The following is a 16,430-nucleotide window of genomic DNA, read 5'->3' as shown; positions in this document are numbered from 1 at the left end:
GCCCGGAGCTCAGCGCCGGACGAGTCGTGCGATCTCGGGCAGCACCGCGAGGGTGCCGGACGCCCCGTGCTGGTCGGGGTCGAGGGCAAGACGCCTCAGTCCGGCACGGGTGTACGTGCCGACGTCCGCCACGAAGTCGGCGGGCGCACGCCAGACCAGGCGGTCGGCCGACGACGCGTCGAGGCCGCGGGCGAGGGCGGCGTCCCGGGCGCGTTCGGGCGAGGTGAACGCGAGCAGGGTCGGGGTGCCCTCGTCGACGACGGCGAAGGGCTTCGAGGCCCCGGCCGTGCCGCGGTCGACGAACCACCAGGCCTCGAGCCGGAACGCCGAGCGCCAGAGGGCGACCGGATCGTCGACCACGACGGCCGTGGTCCGCACCGGTGTCGCATCGACCGCAGGGGGCGGCACGACGACCGGTGCCGCGCCGCCGGGAGCGACCCGAGGAGGCGCGGGGCGCGTCGACGGCGTCGGTCCCGCTGGCGGGGCGGCCCGGTCGACGACCTTCCCGAGCCCGGCCCGGCGGCGCTGACCCCGCCCGATTCTCACGAGCACGACGCCGCCGGCGGCCAGGACGGGGGCCACCGCGAGGGCGACCACGACGGCGACGGACGACTGCCGACCGGGTGCCACGAGCCCGACGAGCAGCACCGACGCGCCGATCGGCGACCCGATCACGGCGATCGCGAGCAGCACGACGCCCCAGGTGAGCGCGGCGGTGCCGGACGAGCCGCGAGGACTCGACGGGTGGCGGGGGTCGGACGGGTCGGAACTCGGCATCGCCCCAGCGTAGGGCGGCCCGCCGGGTGAGGCCCGGGTGCGCAGGCGGTGCCCGACGCGACCCCGCGCCCGGCTCCTCGGTCGTCTGCGGCCTACTCGGCCGCGCGAGACCAGCCGAGCCCGCGGGCCTCGACCAGGCGCTGCAGCACCACGGTCATCGCGGCGAAGTCCTTCGACCCGAGGGCGTCGGTGAGGACGACGTAGGCGTGCGCGGCGTCCGCCGGCAGCGACGGCGTTGCACGGGTCGGATCGACCAGGCGGGTCGTCCCCTCGCTGCCGGCGTGACGGCTCACCTCGTCGTGGTCACGCAGGTGGAAGTTCACGAGCCGCTTGCCGTCGCCGATGGCGAACAGGCGAGCGACGATCGAGAGTCGTCGCATCCGTCGCCCCCCGGCGCCGGCGAGGGTGCCGGCCGGTCCGTCGACCCAGCTCACCCGGGTGACCGAGTCCCAGGGCACGACGACGCTGCCGTCGATGACGACCGCGGCCGCGTGGACCGGCAGGGCCGACCGGCCCCGGGGACGCACGGCCCCGACGTACGCGGAGAACGTCGCGATCGGCAGCAGCGTCGGCAGGAGCCAGAGGGCGACCACGATCCAGAGCAGCGCCGTGCTGGTGACCGCCCACGTCACGAGGGCGGCCAGCAGGGCGAGGGCGAGGAGGACGCCGATCCCGGAACCGACGAGCTGCCGTCGGAGCCGCCGACCGTCGTGGGCGACCACGAGCACCGGCGCGTCGGTCGGCAGGGCGAAACGGTCCGGGCCGGCCGAGGCCCCGGATGCCGGAGGCGCGGCAGCTGCTGTGGACGCCGACGGGGCGGCGGGCGCCGCGGGCGCCGAGGTGTCGGCACCCGGCGACCGTCGCGCCTGCCGGTCGAGGCCGAAGCGGCGCATGGCGTCGAGTGCGCCGAGGGGTGCGTAGGGCCCCTTCCCCTCGACGTCGAAGAGGACGCCGAACACGCCGGTGCGCTCCCGCGCGACGGCATCGTCGACGAAGCCGCTCGACGGCAGGGCGAGGAGCCGGCCCGCCTCCTCCTCCGACAGTCCTCGCGCGAGGCCGTGCTGCCGCGCCCGCTCGGGCGAGGTGGAGGCCAGGACCATGAGACGTCCGTCGACGTCGACCACGAGCGGCTGCACGTCGGGCAGCTCACCACGGGCGATGAACCACCAGCGGTCGAGGGCGAAGAGCGCGTCCCAGAGGTCGGCCTGGGCGTCGGTGTCGTCGATGCCCCGCCGTTCGGCCGTCCGGGCCAGCTCGTCGATGCGCTCGCTCGTCGCCCGCATCTCGTCGGGTGAGGGAGGCGGGGGCAGCCGGACACCACCCGAAGCAGGCAGAGGGGTCGGTTCAGTCATGGAGTCAGCGTAGGGGAAGCACCCCCACCGACGAGTGATCCTCACGGAACGCCGTGCGAGAGGATCGACGGCGCCGTCCGTCGGCACTACGCTCCGATCATGGCCGACGCACAGGGACCCCAGATCGTCCGAGGAGACCCCGAGGTGACCCGGGCGTCGCTCGACCTCAAGCTGCCGGTGGCCATGCTGCCCGGGCTCGTGCGCCGGGCACTGCAGGCGAGCCCGACGTTCTCGCTGGGCGACGCCGACGAGACGGGGGCCACGCTGCTCCGCCGGTCGGCCTCGGCAGGTGGTACGGACACCGTCCGCCTCGACTTCACCCCGTCCGAGAAGGGCAGCCGGGTCTCGGCCGAGGTCCACTCCCCCGGCGGCACGATCGGCACGTCGGTCAAACGCCGCGACGACGACACCACCGCCCTCTTCGAGGCCGTCGCGAAGGCCGCCGGACCCTTCTGACCGGTGCCGGGGCACGGGCCCACACCGCGCCTCCCGACGTCTTCACGGCGACTCAGCCGCCGACGATCCAGGTGTCCTTCGCGCCCCCGCCCTGCGACGAGTTGACGATCATGCTGCCCTCGGGCGCCACGCGGGTGAGCCCCAGGTCGGCGAGCACGCTCTCGCCCGCCCCGGTGCCGGTGAGGTAGACGAAGCAGCGCAGGTCGACGTGCCGGGGCTGCAGCCCGGTCGCCGTCAGGGTCGGGTGCGAGGACAGCCTCACCACCTCCTGCGCGACCCAGCCGGACGGATCGCGGGCGATCTCGGCCCGACGCTCGGCCACGACCGCCGCGCTCGCCGAGGGCCCGATCAGGACGCCCCGGCCGCCCTCGCCGTCGACCGGCTTCGTGACGCGCTCGCCCACCCGGTCGAGCACCGCGAGCCGCTCGGCCGGGGCGCCCGCCCGGTAGGTCGGGACCGCCTCGAGCAGCGGACGCTCGCCCAGGTAGTACCAGATGAGGTCCGGCACGGCACAGTACATCGCCTTGTCGTCGGCGAGCCCGTTGCCGGGGGCGTTGGCCAGCAGGACGCCGCCCGCCGCCGCCCCGTCCATCAGGTGTTCGCCGAGCAACGGGTCGTGCGGCGCGTGCACGTCGACGAGCTCGCGGTCGAGACGCAGGTAGAGCGCGTCGACGACGGTGCCGGTCCTGCGCTCGACGACCCGCGCCTCCTCCACCTCGACGTCGTCGGCCTGCAGCAGCAGCAGCCCCGCGCCCTCGGCGAGGGTGCGGTGCTCGTACCAGGCCGGGCTCGTCGGACCCTCGCTGAGGACCGCGCCGACCGGGTCGCCTCCGCCCCGAGGAGGCGCGGCGTGCGCCAGCAGCGTCGCCCGCAGCACCGCGAACACGCTCGTCGGGTCGAGCACCCCCGCCGGCCGCGGAGCGTCCGGCCCCCCCTCGGCGAGCAGCCGCCGCACCGCGAGGGAGAACGCGGCCCCGCTCGGCGCCCGGACGTTGTCCTCGAGCACCCGCCAGCCACCCAGTTCGTCGCGCACCAGGTCGAAGCCCTGCACCGCCGCCCGCACGGCGTCGGCGGGCAGCCGGGTGGCCTCGTCGCGCCAGCCCGCCGCCCCGACGACCTGCTCGTGCGACAGCACGCCGTCCGCCACGACCCGACGCTCGCCGTAGGCGTCGCGCAGGAACGCCTCGATCGCCCGGGCCCGCTGCGTCAGACCGGCCTCGAGCCGGCTCCACTCGTGCCGCGTGACGATGCGGGGCACGAGGTCGCAGTGGAACGCCCGGTGGTCGCCGCCCACGCCGAATCCGAGGCCGGCCCGCTCGCACCAGGCGTCTCGCGCGACGGACCGGGCGTGCGCCTCGGTCGCGCCGAGCTCCTGGAAGAACCCGGCCACGTCACGGTAGGCCGGGCGCGGGTGCAGCCCCGGGCCGATCGCCTCGTCGCCGGCGCGGAACCGGTACCCGACGAGGGTCGGCGCCGGGGCGTCGAGCCCGGCGGCGGGGCCGTGCGTCTCGCGGACGACCAGGTCGACCACGTCGTCGAGCCGTCCCCGTTCGGCGAAGGCGGCGCGCTGTCGGTCGGCCGAGTTGCCGCGGGCGAGCGTGGCCTCGGCGAGATCGCTCACGGTCTGCCAGTCGCCGAACTCCTCGAGCTGCGGGCGCAACCGGGCCACGAGCTGCCGGACGGCCTCGGCCGCGGGCAGCCGTGACGGGTGCTGCTCGAGGTCGAGCAGTTCGCCGCCGAGCCCGCTGCGCGCCGCCTGCCACATCGCGGCGCGGTGCAGCGGAGCCGCCCGGTGCTCGGCGGGTCGACCGGCCTCGACGTCCGTCTCGGCCCGGCGCACCGCGGCACGGTAGAGGCCGGCGATCAACACGGCGTCGTCGACCAGAGGGCAGGCGTCGCAGGTGCGCAGCTCGAGGGTGGGCGCGTGGCTCGAGGGTCGGACGTCGAAGTAGGCCATCCCGCTGTCGGCGATGACGCCCGATGCGATCAGGTCGGCGAGCAGCCGGTCGTACTCGGCGGCGTCGGCCATCGGCCCGGTCGCTCCGGCGCTCGGCCACCGCTGCCAGATGAGCGAGCGGATGCTCGCGTAGCCGGTGTCCTGCCCGTTCCAGTAGGGCGAGCTGGCACTCAGGGCGAGCAGGGCCGGCAGCACGGGGGCGATCCGTCCGGCGATCTGCACGGCGAGGTCGCGGTCGGCCACCCCCACGTGGATCTGCAGTCCGCAGATCAGCTGCTCGTCGACGAGCAGGCGGTACTGCTCGTGCATGCGTCCGTAGCGTCCGGAGGTCGTCAGTTCGAAGTCCGCGAACTCGCTGCGCGGGGCCGTGCCGACGGCGCCGATGGCGAGTCCCTCGGCGGTGGTCACCTCGACCAGGTCGCGGCGGAGGGTCAGGATCTCGCGCCGCAGGTCGTCGAGCGTGGTCACGACCGGCACGTTGGTCTCGATCGTGGTGCGCTGCAACTCGGCCCCGTACCGGTCGGCGGGCAGCCGCGTCAGGAGGTGCGGTGCACGGGCCGACAGACGCCCCGTCTCGAGGTCGATCAGGTGCAGCTCTTCTTCGGCCCCCAGCGTCAGCTCTGCGCTCATGCCTGCACAGTACGGGCGTGACCCGGTTCTGCCCGCCTCTTCATGAGGATTTCACATGAACGGAACCCCACGGGAGCAGCGAGGAGGCGCGGGCCCGGTCGGCCGCGGAGTCAGACCCGAGCGGTCTGGCGCACCCCTGCGGCGGGCAGGAGCACGCCGTCGATGAGCCCCACGAGGTAGTCGCGGTCGACGGGCTTCCGCAGGACGAGCACGCGGTACGACACCATCGACGGGGTGACGAGGGCGAGCGCCTCGATGTCGGTGTCGGCCGCGATCTCGCCTCGCTCGAGGGCCCGGCGCAGCAGCAGCCGGTTGGCCTCGGCGCGGGGCTGGACGATCGCGGCGTCGACGGCCTCGGCCAGCTCGGGCGTCGTCGAGAGCATCGTGACGACGCCCGCCATGACACGCATCTTCTTCTCGGCGTCGTCGATGCTGTGCGGCTTGATCATGGCCACGAGGTCACCGCGCAGCGTGCCCGTGTCGGGCAGGCCGTCGAGGTCGACGGCACCCTGCTTGAGGCAGGCCACCGCGTCGACGACGAGCTCACCCTTGGACGCCCAGCGTCGGTAGAGCGTGGCCTTGCCGGCCTTGGCGCGGGCAGCCACCATCTCGATGGTCATGCCCTCGAAGCCGGTCTCGGCGAGCACGTCGATGGTGCAGCGGAGGATCTCGGGGTCGCGACTGTGGTCGCGCTTGCGACCCGGTCGCGAGGGTGTCGCGGGGTCGGTCTCAGCGGGCGTCGTCGCCGCGCCTTCCCTGTCGGTCATGGGGGTGACTCTACATCGGATGTTTACGAAACTGCCTGTATCCGAAACTGGCGGGACTCGTATATGCTCGCGCTCATGTCTCAGGCCTCCACCTCCCCTGACGGCGCGACCCGCGCCTCCTCGTCCTCCCCCACCCCGCCGTCGTCACGGCGCTGGTGGACCCTCACCACCGTCGCCCTCGCCCAGCTGATGGTCGTGCTCGACTCCACGGTCGTGAACATCGCCCTGCCCGCCGCCCAGACCGACCTCGGCTTCTCGGACGGCGACCGGCAGTGGATCATCACCGCCTACTCGCTCGCCTTCGGCAGCCTGCTGCTCGTCGGCGGCCGCGTCAGCGACCTGATCGGCCGCAAGCGCACGTTCATCATCGGCCTGATCGGCTTCGCCCTGGCCTCGGCCCTCGGCGGCGCCGCCGGCACCTTCGGGTTGCTCGTCTTCGCCCGCGCCCTGCAGGGTGCGTTCGGCGCGCTGCTCGCCCCGACCGCCCTGGCCGTGCTGACCACGACCTTCACGATCCCCAAGGAGCGCGCTCGCGCGTTCGGCGTCTTCGGCGCGATCGCCGGTGCCGGCGGGGCCATCGGCCTGCTGCTCGGCGGGTTCCTGACCCAGTACGCCTCGTGGCGCTGGAACCTCTACATCAACGTCGTCATCGCCGCCGTCGCGATCGTCGGGGCCGCGATCTTCGTGTCGCACGTCACCCGCACCGGCCCCCGCCCGAAGCTCGACGTGCCCGGCACGCTGCTCGTCTCGGGTGCGCTCTTCTCGCTGGTCTACGGTTTCTCGAACGCCGAGACCCAGGGCTGGGACTCCCCCCTGACCTGGGGCTTCCTGGCGGCGGCCGTCGTGCTGCTCACCTCGTTCGTGGCGTGGCAGCGCCGTGCCGAGCACCCGTTGCTGCCCCTGTCCATCGTGCTCGACCGCAACCGCGGGGCCGCCTACGCGTCCGTGACGATCGCGGGCGCCGGCATGTTCGGCATCTTCCTGTTCGTCACGTACTACCTGCAGACCTCGCTCGGCTACACCCCGACGAAGACCGGCCTGGCCTTCCTGCCGATGATCGCGATGCTCGTGCTCGCGGCCCAGCTGTCGACGAACATCTTCGTGCCGCGCTTCGGGCCCAAGATCATGGTGCCGTTCGGCATGACCCTCGGCGTGGTCGGCATGCTGCTGCTCACCCGGCTCGACCTCGAGAGCCTGTACGCCGCCAACGTGCTGCCGGCGTTGATGGTGCTCGGTTTCGGCATGGGCTCGATCATGCCCGCGTCGATCCAGACCGCCACGCTCGGCGTCGACCGCGGCCACGCGGGCGGGGCCTCGGCCATGGTCAACACGAGCCAGCAGGTCGGCGGGTCGATCGGCACGGCACTGCTCAACACCCTGGCGGCGACCGCCGCGGCGAACTACGTCGCCGACCACCTGCCGGCGACCGGGGCCGTCGCGGCCGAGGCCGCCGTCGCCGGCTACGCCACGGCGTACTGGTGGGGGGCAGGGTTCTTCGCCGTTGGCGCGGTCGTCGCGGCCCTGCTGTTCCGTCGCCGCGTCCCGCAGTCGGACGACGTCGACGCCTCGGCCTCTCCCGCCGTCGACGCGCCGGTCCCCGTGCACTGACGCGACCCCCTCGCGCAGACGACCCGCGCCTCCTCAGCCCTCGGGGCCGGGAAGGCGCGGGTCGTCTGCGCGACGGACGCCGCGTCGGTCAGGACGCGGCTTCGTCCTCGTCGTAGCGGTCGACGCTGATCGTCGGGATCGACGCCGTGATCACCGAGCCGTCGGCCCGCATCAGGCCGCGCAGGTCGCTCGTCGTGGGGACGCGCGTCGTGATGCGCGGGCCCTGACCGTCGAGGGCGACCCGCACCGGGGCGTCGGGGGTCACCTGGAACTCGTCACCGCGGACGGACACCGTCGCCGTATCGCCCGTCTCGATCGTGAAGACGATCTCGTGCTGGGCGAGGGCGACCCGCAGGCGGCTGCCCTTGACCGAGACGCGGAACGAGAGCTCGTCCCAGTCGGCCGGCAGGCGCGGGTCGAAGGTGATGGAACCGAGCCAGTCGCGCATGCCGCCGTAGCCGTTGACGAGCGCGCTCCAGATGCCACCGGTCGACGCGACGTGCACGCCGTCGGAGGTGTTCTTGTGCAGGTCGGCCAGATCGACGTACAGCGACGACAGGAAGTACTGCTGCGACAGCTGGTGGTGGCCCACCTCGGCCGCGATGATCGACTGCACGACGCCGGACAGGGTGGAGTCGCCCGTGGTCAGCGCGTCGTAGTACTCGAAGTTGCGCAGCTTCTGCTCGGGCGTGAACTCGTCGCCCTGCAGGTACAGCGCGAGCACGACGTCGGCCTGCTTCAGCACCTGGAAGCGGTAGATGACCAGCGGGTGGTAGTGCAACAGCAGCGGACGCTTGTTCGCGGGGGTGGCCTCGAGGTCCCAGAGCTCTTTGTCGAGGAACTGGGCGTCCTGCGGGTGGATGCCCCGATGGTCGTCGTAGGGGATGTGCATGGCCTCGGCGGCGAGCTGCCAGCCCGTGATCTCGTGTTCTTCGAGGCCGAGGCGGGCGACCATGCGGTCGAAGGCCACGGGGGCCTCGTCCTTGAGGCGGGTGACCACCCGGACCGCCGCGCGCAGGTTCGCCCGTGCCATGACGTTCGTGTAGAGGTTGTCGTCGACGACGGTGGTGTACTCGTCGGGCCCGGTGACGCCGTCGATGTGGAACCGCTGGTCGCCGTTCGACCGCCAGAAGCCGAGGTCGGCCCAGAGACGGGCGGTCTCGACGAGGATGTCGACGGCACCCCGCTGCAGGAAGTCCTCGTCACCCGTCGCCTGGACGTACTGGCTGAGCGCGTGGCTGATGTCGGCGTCGATGTGGTACTGCGCCGTGCCGGCCGCGTAGTAGGCGCTCGACTCGAGCCCGTTGATCGTGCGCCACGGGAAGAGGGCACCTCGCTGGTTCAACTCGACGGCCCGGTCGCGGGCGGCGTCGAGCATGCCGAGGCGGAAGCGCAGGGCGTTGCGGGCGACGTTCGGCGACGTGTAGGTGAGGAACGGCAGGACGTAGATCTCGGTGTCCCAGAAGTAGTGACCGCCGTAACCGGACCCGGTCACGCCCTTGGCCGCGACACCCTGACCGTCGGTGCGGGCCGTGGCCTGGGCGAGCTGGAAGAGGTTCCAGCGGACGGCCTGCTGGATCTCGGGCTGACCGGCCACCTGCACGTCGCTGCGCTGCCAGAAGTCGTCGAGCCAGGCGCGCTGGTGGGCGAAGATCTCGGACGTGGGCGTCTCGCCGGCCCGGTCGAGCGTGCGGTCGCAGCGGTCGGCCAGCTCGCGCGGGGGCACGCCACGGCTCGTGTGGTAGCTGATCGTCTTGACGAGGCGGACCTTCTGCCCGGCCTGGGCCTTGACCCGGTAGACGTGCTTGGCGATGTCGTCGTCGATCTGCGACGACTGGTCCCACTCGGCGTCGGTCTCGATGCGGTGGTCGGCGCCGACCGCGATCGTCATGCCCGAGTTCGTCGTGCGGTAGCCGAGGACGGCCCGCGTGCCGCCGTTGCGCTTGAGCACCGGCTGCAGCACGCGGTCGTCGAACGACTCGGCCTTGCGCGGGTCGAAGGCCTCGGCCGCGGCCCGCATGCCGGCGTGGTACTGGTCTCCCAGGTCTTGGCGGTTCAGGATCTGGCTCGAGATGAGCAGCGACGCCGACGAGTCGAGCATCGTGACCTCGTACTCGATGACGACGAGGTGGCGGTCCTCGAAGCTGACCAGGCGACGACTCGTCACCAGGACGCGCTTGCCCGAGGGGGTGCGCCAGTCGATCTCGCGGACGAGCACGCCGTCGCGGAAGTCGAGTCGCCGGGTGTGGCGCAGGATGTCGGCCTCGAACAGCACGAAGGGCTCGTCGTCGACGTAGAGCCGGATCACCTTCGCGTCCGGCACGTTGACGATCGTCTGGCCGACCCGGGCGAACCCGAAGGCCTCTTCGGCGTGCCGGATGGGCCACGTCTCGTGGAACCCGTTGACGAAGGTGCCGAACGAGTGGCCGCCACGACCCTCGTCGGGGTTGCCACGCAGGCCGAGGTAACCGTTGCCCACCGCGAACACGGTCTCGGTGAGGCCCTCGTCGCCCTGGATGTACTCGTCCTCGACGAAGGCCCATTCGTCGACGGGGAACCGCGAGCGGTCGAGCGGGTCGGACGTGATGTGGTTCACGACTGTGCCTCCGTGGTGCCGGTGGTGCTGCTGGTGCTGCTGGTCGAGGGGGTTCCCGGTGTCGCCTGGTCGGGGTTCGGAGCCGAGGAGGCGCGGGTTCGGTCGAGCGCCTCGACCAACGTGCCGAGGTCGTCCACCACGAGGTCGGCGCCGAAATCGAGCAGGGTCTGCGCGCCCGTGCCGCGGTCGACCCCGAGGACGAGGCCGAAGGCACCACGGCGACCGGCTTCGACACCGGACTGGGCGTCTTCGACGACCACGCAGTCGTCGGCGGTGAGACCGAGGCGGCGCGCGCCCTCGAGGTACGTGTCTGGGGCCGGTTTGCCGGTGATGCCCTCGGCCGCCGCCACGACACCGTCGACGATCACGTCGAACCGGTCGCGGAGACCCGCGGCCTCGAGCACGGGCACGGCGTTGCGCGAGCTGGAGACCACGGCGACGCGGACGCCCTCGGCGATGGCCCGGTCGAGGAAGGCCACCGACCCCGGGTACGGCGTCACGCCGTTCTCGGCGAGCTCGGCGGCGAAGGCCGCGTTCTTGCGGTTGCCGAGTCCGCAGACGGTCTCGGTGTCGGGGCCGTCGTCGGGCGAACCCTCGGGGAGGACCACGTCGCGGGCGGCGAGCATGGCACGGACACCGTCGTACCGCGGGCGACCGTCGACGTGCTCGAAGTAGTCGGCCTCGGTGTAGGGCGCGAGGTCGTGCGCGGCGAAGTACTCGCCGAAGAGGCGGGACCACGCGCGCATGTGGACCTCGGCGGTCGGCGTGAGGACGCCGTCGAGGTCGAACAGCAGGGCGTCGAGGTGGGCGAGTCGCGAGGCGTCGCGGGGCGTGGCGGAAGACACGGGGTGCCGATCCCTTCGAGCGTGCGGGCAGGGTGAGCGGCACCGGGGCGACGACGGCCCGGTGCCGGTGAGGCGGGAACGATGCGGGGGTGGCACGACAGGGGTGAGCGGGGATGGTGCGCACCGCCTGCTGCGCCGTCGGGGGTGCGGCGTGGACCGCACGGGTCAAGTGTGGCACCGCTCCGGCCGCACACCTAGCCACCCGACCGGGGTGTGGAGCACCCGGGCCCTGGGGACGGGACGACGGACCGGACCACCAGGCCCTCTGGACGGCCCCGGCGCCTGTGGACGGAGCCCGAGGTGTCGGCGGCGGCTGACATCATGGGCGACATGGACCTGGGCGACGAGTTCGACGTGCACGGCGGCTTCGACGCCGGTGGCGGCACCGCGGCCCTCGACGCCGACGACCTCGACGACCCCGTCCACTCGACGGCCGTGCCGCTGGTCGACGCCGTCGACGTCATCCGGCTCGTCGGGCCCCGCGCCTTCAACCGGGCGAAAGAGTACGTCCGCGACTCGGCCGTGCTCACCACGGAATGGCACGCGGCCGACGAGCGCCTCGAGGGCACCGTCCAGGGCGCCGAGTCGACGCCGTACCAGGTCGTCGTCGACCTGCGGGCGACCCGCGGCGAGTACAGCCGTCCGGTCCGCAGCCGGTGCAGCTGCCCGATCGGCGGCGACTGCAAGCACGTCGCGGCGACTCTGCTGCAGAGCAACTCCCGGGCCGTGGCCGATCGCAGTGCTCCGACACCCACCGTCGACGACCTGACGACCGGGGGCGTGACGGCGCTGGGCGCTGCACGGACCGGCACGGGCGGGAGCGACTGGCGGTCCACGGTGGGGGCGATCGGGCAGCCGACCCGCGCCTCCTCGGCCCGGACGACCCGCATGGGTCTGCTGTTCGAACTGCGCGACCGAGCGCATTCGACCCGGGGGCGCGCGGTCGCGCCCTCCGCCCGCCGTCAGGGCGGACCGACGGTGCAGCGACTCGGCGTGCGGCCGGTCACCCTGAGCGGCACGGGCAACTGGGTGCGGGGCAACCTCACCTGGTCGTCGTTGCCGTACCAATTGAACCGGCTCGCCATCGAGCCCGAGCACCACGCCTGGTTCGGCCAGTTCGCGGCGCTGCACCGGTCGGCCGTCTCGACCTACACGCCGGGCGACGCCGACTGGCTGTTCGTCGACGACTTCGGCAGCCCCCTGCTCTGGCCGCTGCTGGCCGAGGCCGAGCGCCTCGGCATCTCGCTCGTGACGGGCAAGCGGGCGACCGACGTCGTCGTCGGCGACGAGGCCCGGGTCACGGTCGACGCGGTGCGCGGCGACGACGGCTCGATGCTGCTGACCGCCGGGGTCACCGTCGACGGCGTGGCCCGTCGCGCGGAGTCGACCGGCGTGATCGCCGACCACGGGGTGTGGTGCGTCGCGCACGAACCCGCGCTGACCTTCACCCTCGCGCCGACCGCGGCCCCGCTCGACGACGAGCAACGCCGACTCTTGACGGTCACGCCCGAGGTGGTCGTGCCCGCCGCCGACTCCGACGAGTTCTTGCGCGACTACTACCCCACCCTTCGCCGGCGCGTCGACGTCGTCAGCTCGGACGCCTCGATCGAGTTCCCGACGATCGTGCCGCCCGTGCTGACCCTCACGGTCACCTTCGAGAAGGGGCAGGCGATCCGCCTGACGTGGGGGTGGACGATCGACGGCTCGCTGCGGCCGCTGACGGCGCACTCCCCCGTCCCCGACCTGGGCGAGCTCGACGTCGTCCCCCGCGACCAGGTGCTTGAGGGGGTGACCGCAGCCGAGTTCGCGACCGGCACCCTGCCCGCCCTCGAGGCGCGGACCGACCTGCAGGTCGACCTCGTCGGCACGCGGCCCGACTATCGCGAGCTGACCGACGAGCCACGTCTGACCATCACAACCATGCCGACCGACAAGCGCGACTGGTTCGACCTCGGCGTGCTGGTGACCGTCGAGGGACGGACCGTGCCCTTCACGCCGCTCATCACCGCCCTCGCGAAGGGGCGCAAGAAGCTGCTGCTCGTCGACCACTCCTACCTGTCCCTCGCCCACCCGGCCTTCGACGAGCTGAAGAGACTGATCGACGAGGCGTCGGCACCCGACGAGTGGCAGGTCGCCCCGCGCATCAACCGCTACCAGGCGAGCCTCTGGTCCGAGCTCGACGACCTCGCCGACGAGACCGTCCCCGCCGCCGAGTGGCAGCAGGCGGTCGGCGGGCTCCTGGCCCTCGCCGACGCCGGCGGCCTCGAGGCCGCCACGGCGATCCCCGGGCCGGCCGCGGGGATGCGCCCCTGCGCCCGTACCAGCACGAGGGGTTCGCCTGGCTCGCCTTCCTCCACGCCCAGGGACTCGGTGGCGTCCTGGCCGACGACATGGGGCTGGGCAAGACGCTGCAGACGCTCGCGCTCGTCGCGCACGTGCGCGAGACCGAGCGGGCCCGGGCCGGTGACGCCGCAGCCGCAGCCGTGTCGGACGCTCCGAGCATCCCGTCCGCACCCTTCCTGGTCGTCGCTCCGACCTCGGTGGTGTCGAACTGGGTGGCCGAGGCCGCACGGTTCACCCCGGGGCTGACCGTCCGGGCCGTGACCGCCACCCAGGCGAAGGGCGGGCGGGGGTCGGTGCACGGCCTCGCGCAGGGTGCCGACGTCGTCGTGACCTCCTACGCGCTGTTCCGCCTCGACTTCGCCGCGTACCAGGCCGAGGGCTGGGCGGGGTTGATCCTCGACGAGGCGCAGTTCGTCAAGAACCGCGCCTCGCAGGCGCACCGTTGCGCGGTCGACCTCGACGTGCCGTTCAAGCTCGCGATCACCGGCACGCCCCTCGAGAACAGCCTCACCGACCTGTGGTCGCTGCTGCACGTGGTGGCGCCCGGGCTGCTCGGCAGCAGCGTCCGGTTCGCCGACGACTACGTCAAGCCGATCGCGACGGGTGAGGCACCCGACCTGCTGCAGAAGCTGCGCAAGCGCATCCGACCGTTGATGATGCGCCGCACGAAAGAGCAGGTCGCCTCCGACCTGCCGGCCAAGCAAGAGCAGGTGTTGCGAGTCGACCTCGACCCCGCGCACCGCGACCTCTACGACGCCTTCCTGCAGCGTGAACGGCAGAAGCTGCTCGGCCTGATGGACGACCTCGACCGCAACCGGTTCATCGTCTTCCGGTCGCTCACCCTTCTACGACTGCTGTCGCTCGACGCGTCGCTCGTCGACGAGGCCTACGCCGACATCCCCTCGGCGAAGCTCGACCAGCTGCTCGACGAACTCGAGGACGTCGTCGCCGAGGGGCACCGTGCCCTGATCTTCAGCCAGTTCACGACCTTCCTGCACAAGGTCGCGGCGCGACTCGAACAGCGCGGCGTCGCCTACGAGTACCTCGACGGGTCGACCCGGCGTCGGGGCGAGGTGATCGACCGGTTCAAGACGGGCGACGCCCCCGCGTTCCTGATCAGCCTCAAGGCCGGCGGATTCGGGCTCAACCTCACCGAGGCCGACTACGTCTTCATCCTCGACCCGTGGTGGAACCCGGCGACCGAGGCCCAGGCTGTCGACCGCACGCACCGCATCGGCCAGACGGACAACGTCATGGTCTACCGGATGATCGCGAACGACACCATCGAAGAGAAGGTACTGGCCCTGCAGGCGCAGAAGTCGCAGCTCTTCGACGCGGTCATGGACGACGACGCCGTGTTCAGCGCGGCGCTCACCGCCGACGACATCCGCGGCCTGCTCGACGCCTGAGCCGGGCCGGGCGGGGCCGGGCCCGGTCGGGCAGGGCGTCAGCCCAGCGACACCGTCTCGGCGAAGGTGCGGGTGGTCGGCGGGGCGAGCAGCACCTCGGGCAGACGGTTCGCCCCCTCGGGAGTGGCCCGCCAGGCGACGTAGGCGTCGTGGTCGGCCGACGAGGCCCAGGGCTCGACGACGATCATCACCGACGGGTCGGCGTCGTCGATCAGCACCTCGAGCCCCTCGCAGCCGGGCCAGGCGCGCGTGGCGACGAGGGTCTCGCGGGCGATCTCGTGGGCGAGGTCGAGCCGGGCGGGGTCGACGTGGAGTTCGAGGTGGACGATGGTGGGCATGGTGGTTCCTTCGATCGGGCGGCGACCCCGGGAGCGGGCCGCGCGGCGGACGGGCCGCGACCTCCCACCCTGGCACCCGCGCCTCCTCGTCCGCCGGGTCAGGCGACGTCGACGGTCACGCGGTGCCACCCCTCGGCCCCGTTCGGAGCCGGCTGCACGTACGCCTCGGGTTGCCACGTGCCGTCCGCGCCCTGCGCCCGCACGTCGATGGTGTGCGACCCCGACCCGGCCGACCCGGCGTCCCACCGGTAGACCCATTGACGCCAGGTGTCGGCCGACACCGAGTCGGCCAGCGTCGCGTCGAGCCACGAGCCGCCGTCGATCCGCACCTGGACCGCCTCGACCCCGGTGTGCGGCTGCCAGGCCACGCCCGCGATCGACACCGTCCCCGCGTCCACCGATCCCCCGTCGCGGGGCACGTCGATGCGCGATTCGAGCTTGACCGGCCCGAGGGCGTCCCAGCCTCGCGGCGTCCAGTAGCCCTCGGCATCGGCGAAGCGGGTCACCTCCATCTCGACGACCCACTTGGTCGCCGACACGTAGCCGAACAGGCCGGGCACGACCATCCGCACCGGGAATCCGTGCTCGATCGGCAACGGCTGGCCGTTCATGCCGACCGCGAGCAGCGCGTCGGTGCCCTCGTCCTGCAGCACGTCGAGCGGTGTGCCCGCCGAGAAGCCGTCGATGCTGCGGGACAGCACCATGTCGGCGCCGCCGTTCGGGCCCGCCCGCTCGAGCAACGAGCGGATCGGGTAGCCGAGCCAGAGCGCGTTGCCGATGAGGTCGCCGCCGACGTCGTTCGAGACGCAGCTGAGGGTCGCCATGTGCTCCTCGAGCGGCAGGGCGAGCAGCTCGTCGAACGAGATCGACACCTCGCGGTCGACCAGGCCGTGGATGCGCAGGCTCCAGTCGGCCGGGTCGATCGACGGCACCTGCAGGGCCGTGTCGATGCGGTAGAAGTCGGCATTGGGGGTCACGTACGGCGTGATGCCCTCGACGTCCAGGGAGGCGCCGGCCGGCACCGCGGCCTCGGTCACGCTCGCGCGCGGCAGCGTCAGGGCACGCCGCAGCGCCGCCGCGTTCGCGCGGCCCGCGTTCACCACGCGTGCCCCCGTGCCGACGACGACCGCGGCCACGCCGGCCACCACCGTGTAGGTCAGGAACGACCGGCGCTCGAGCCCGGGCCCGCGCAGCGGCGGGACGGGCTGCGTCTGCTCGGCCCACCCGGGCGACGTCGAACGGACCCACCGACGGAGGCGCGAGGCGAGCTTGTCGACGAGCAGCACGGCCGCGAAGGTGCCGACGAGGCTCGGGATGGCGTCCACCTGGCCGGCGTCCGCGCGGGTCAAGAC

Annotated in this window: 11 protein-coding genes and 1 pseudogene; 4 read left to right on the top strand and 8 right to left on the bottom strand. The window is 72.8% G+C overall.

The window, feature by feature from the left end:
* Positions 1-9: 9 nt before the first annotated feature.
* Positions 10-777 carry a hypothetical protein gene (locus tag AEQ27_RS15965; RefSeq protein WP_054147570.1) on the bottom strand — a complete coding sequence of 256 codons (768 nt, stop codon included), beginning with the start codon at positions 775-777 and terminating at the stop codon, positions 10-12.
* A gap of 92 nt (positions 778-869) precedes the next feature.
* A complete protein-coding gene (locus AEQ27_RS15960; protein WP_152970426.1) occupies positions 870-2,129 on the bottom strand; it encodes a hypothetical protein in 1,260 nt (419 codons plus the stop codon).
* Between the two features lie 99 nt (positions 2,130-2,228).
* Between AEQ27_RS15960 and AEQ27_RS15955 the strand changes: the two genes are divergently transcribed.
* Positions 2,229-2,585, top strand: a complete 357-nt coding sequence (locus AEQ27_RS15955) for a hypothetical protein (RefSeq protein ID WP_054147568.1) — start codon at positions 2,229-2,231, stop codon at positions 2,583-2,585.
* A gap of 52 nt (positions 2,586-2,637) precedes the next feature.
* On the opposite strand, the gene AEQ27_RS15950 is transcribed toward AEQ27_RS15955, so the two are convergent.
* Positions 2,638-5,172, bottom strand: a complete 2,535-nt coding sequence (locus AEQ27_RS15950; RefSeq protein ID WP_054147567.1) for a carboxylate--amine ligase/circularly permuted type 2 ATP-grasp protein — start codon at positions 5,170-5,172, stop codon at positions 2,638-2,640.
* A gap of 110 nt (positions 5,173-5,282) precedes the next feature.
* Positions 5,283-5,939 carry a TetR/AcrR family transcriptional regulator gene (locus AEQ27_RS15945; protein WP_054147566.1) on the bottom strand — a complete coding sequence of 219 codons (657 nt, stop codon included), beginning with the start codon at positions 5,937-5,939 and terminating at the stop codon, positions 5,283-5,285.
* 75 nt (positions 5,940-6,014) lie between these two features.
* Between AEQ27_RS15945 and AEQ27_RS15940 the strand changes: the two genes are divergently transcribed.
* Positions 6,015-7,547 (top strand): MFS transporter, encoded by a 1,533-nt coding sequence (locus AEQ27_RS15940; protein WP_054147571.1) that lies wholly within the window; start codon positions 6,015-6,017, stop codon positions 7,545-7,547.
* 88 nt (positions 7,548-7,635) lie between these two features.
* Here the strand turns inward: AEQ27_RS15940 and AEQ27_RS15935 are convergent, their stop codons facing one another.
* Positions 7,636-10,143, bottom strand: a complete 2,508-nt coding sequence (locus tag AEQ27_RS15935) for a glycoside hydrolase family 65 protein (protein ID WP_054147565.1) — start codon at positions 10,141-10,143, stop codon at positions 7,636-7,638.
* Positions 10,140-10,988: an HAD family phosphatase gene (locus AEQ27_RS15930; protein ID WP_082383676.1), complete on the bottom strand. Its 849-nt coding sequence runs from the start codon at positions 10,986-10,988 to the stop codon at positions 10,140-10,142. Before AEQ27_RS15930 ends, AEQ27_RS15935 begins: the two co-directional genes overlap by 4 nt.
* Positions 10,989-11,309: 321 nt before the next feature.
* On the opposite strand from AEQ27_RS15930, the pseudogene AEQ27_RS18480 reads away from it, so the two are divergent.
* Positions 11,310-11,648 (top strand): annotated as a pseudogene (locus AEQ27_RS18480) (hypothetical protein); the annotation flags it as partial.
* Between the two features lie 1,463 nt (positions 11,649-13,111).
* Positions 13,112-14,740 carry a DEAD/DEAH box helicase gene (locus tag AEQ27_RS16870; RefSeq protein WP_369813674.1) on the top strand — a complete coding sequence of 543 codons (1,629 nt, stop codon included), beginning with the start codon at positions 13,112-13,114 and terminating at the stop codon, positions 14,738-14,740.
* 38 nt (positions 14,741-14,778) lie between these two features.
* On the opposite strand, the gene AEQ27_RS15920 is transcribed toward AEQ27_RS16870, so the two are convergent.
* Positions 14,779-15,078: a putative quinol monooxygenase gene (locus AEQ27_RS15920; RefSeq protein ID WP_054147563.1), complete on the bottom strand. Its 300-nt coding sequence runs from the start codon at positions 15,076-15,078 to the stop codon at positions 14,779-14,781.
* 98 nt (positions 15,079-15,176) lie between these two features.
* Positions 15,177-16,430, bottom strand: a 1,254-nt coding sequence (locus tag AEQ27_RS15915) for a molybdopterin-dependent oxidoreductase (RefSeq protein WP_054147562.1), incomplete at its 5' end; no start/stop codon positions are given.

The organism is Frigoribacterium sp. RIT-PI-h, assembly GCF_001297205.1.
Classification (GTDB): Bacteria; Actinomycetota; Actinomycetes; order Actinomycetales; family Microbacteriaceae; genus Frigoribacterium.
Note: the sequence above shows the minus strand (reverse complement) of the source record. Positions and strands in the feature narration are given on the sequence as shown.

Bases quoted from the DNA above. Each gene is read 5' to 3' on its own strand.
- AEQ27_RS15965 (WP_054147570.1), bottom strand. From the start codon at position 777: ATGCCGAGTTCCGACCCGTCCGACCCCCGCCACCCGTCGAGTCCTCGC.
- AEQ27_RS15960 (WP_152970426.1), bottom strand. From the start codon at position 2,129: ATGACTGAACCGACCCCTCTGCCTGCTTCGGGTGGTGTCCGGCTGCCC.
- AEQ27_RS15955 (WP_054147568.1), top strand. From the start codon at position 2,229: ATGGCCGACGCACAGGGACCCCAGATCGTCCGAGGAGACCCCGAGGTG.
- AEQ27_RS15950 (WP_054147567.1), bottom strand. From the start codon at position 5,172: ATGAGCGCAGAGCTGACGCTGGGGGCCGAAGAAGAGCTGCACCTGATC.
- AEQ27_RS15945 (WP_054147566.1), bottom strand. From the start codon at position 5,939: ATGACCGACAGGGAAGGCGCGGCGACGACGCCCGCTGAGACCGACCCC.
- AEQ27_RS15940 (WP_054147571.1), top strand. From the start codon at position 6,015: ATGTCTCAGGCCTCCACCTCCCCTGACGGCGCGACCCGCGCCTCCTCG.
- AEQ27_RS15920 (WP_054147563.1), bottom strand. From the start codon at position 15,078: ATGCCCACCATCGTCCACCTCGAACTCCACGTCGACCCCGCCCGGCTC.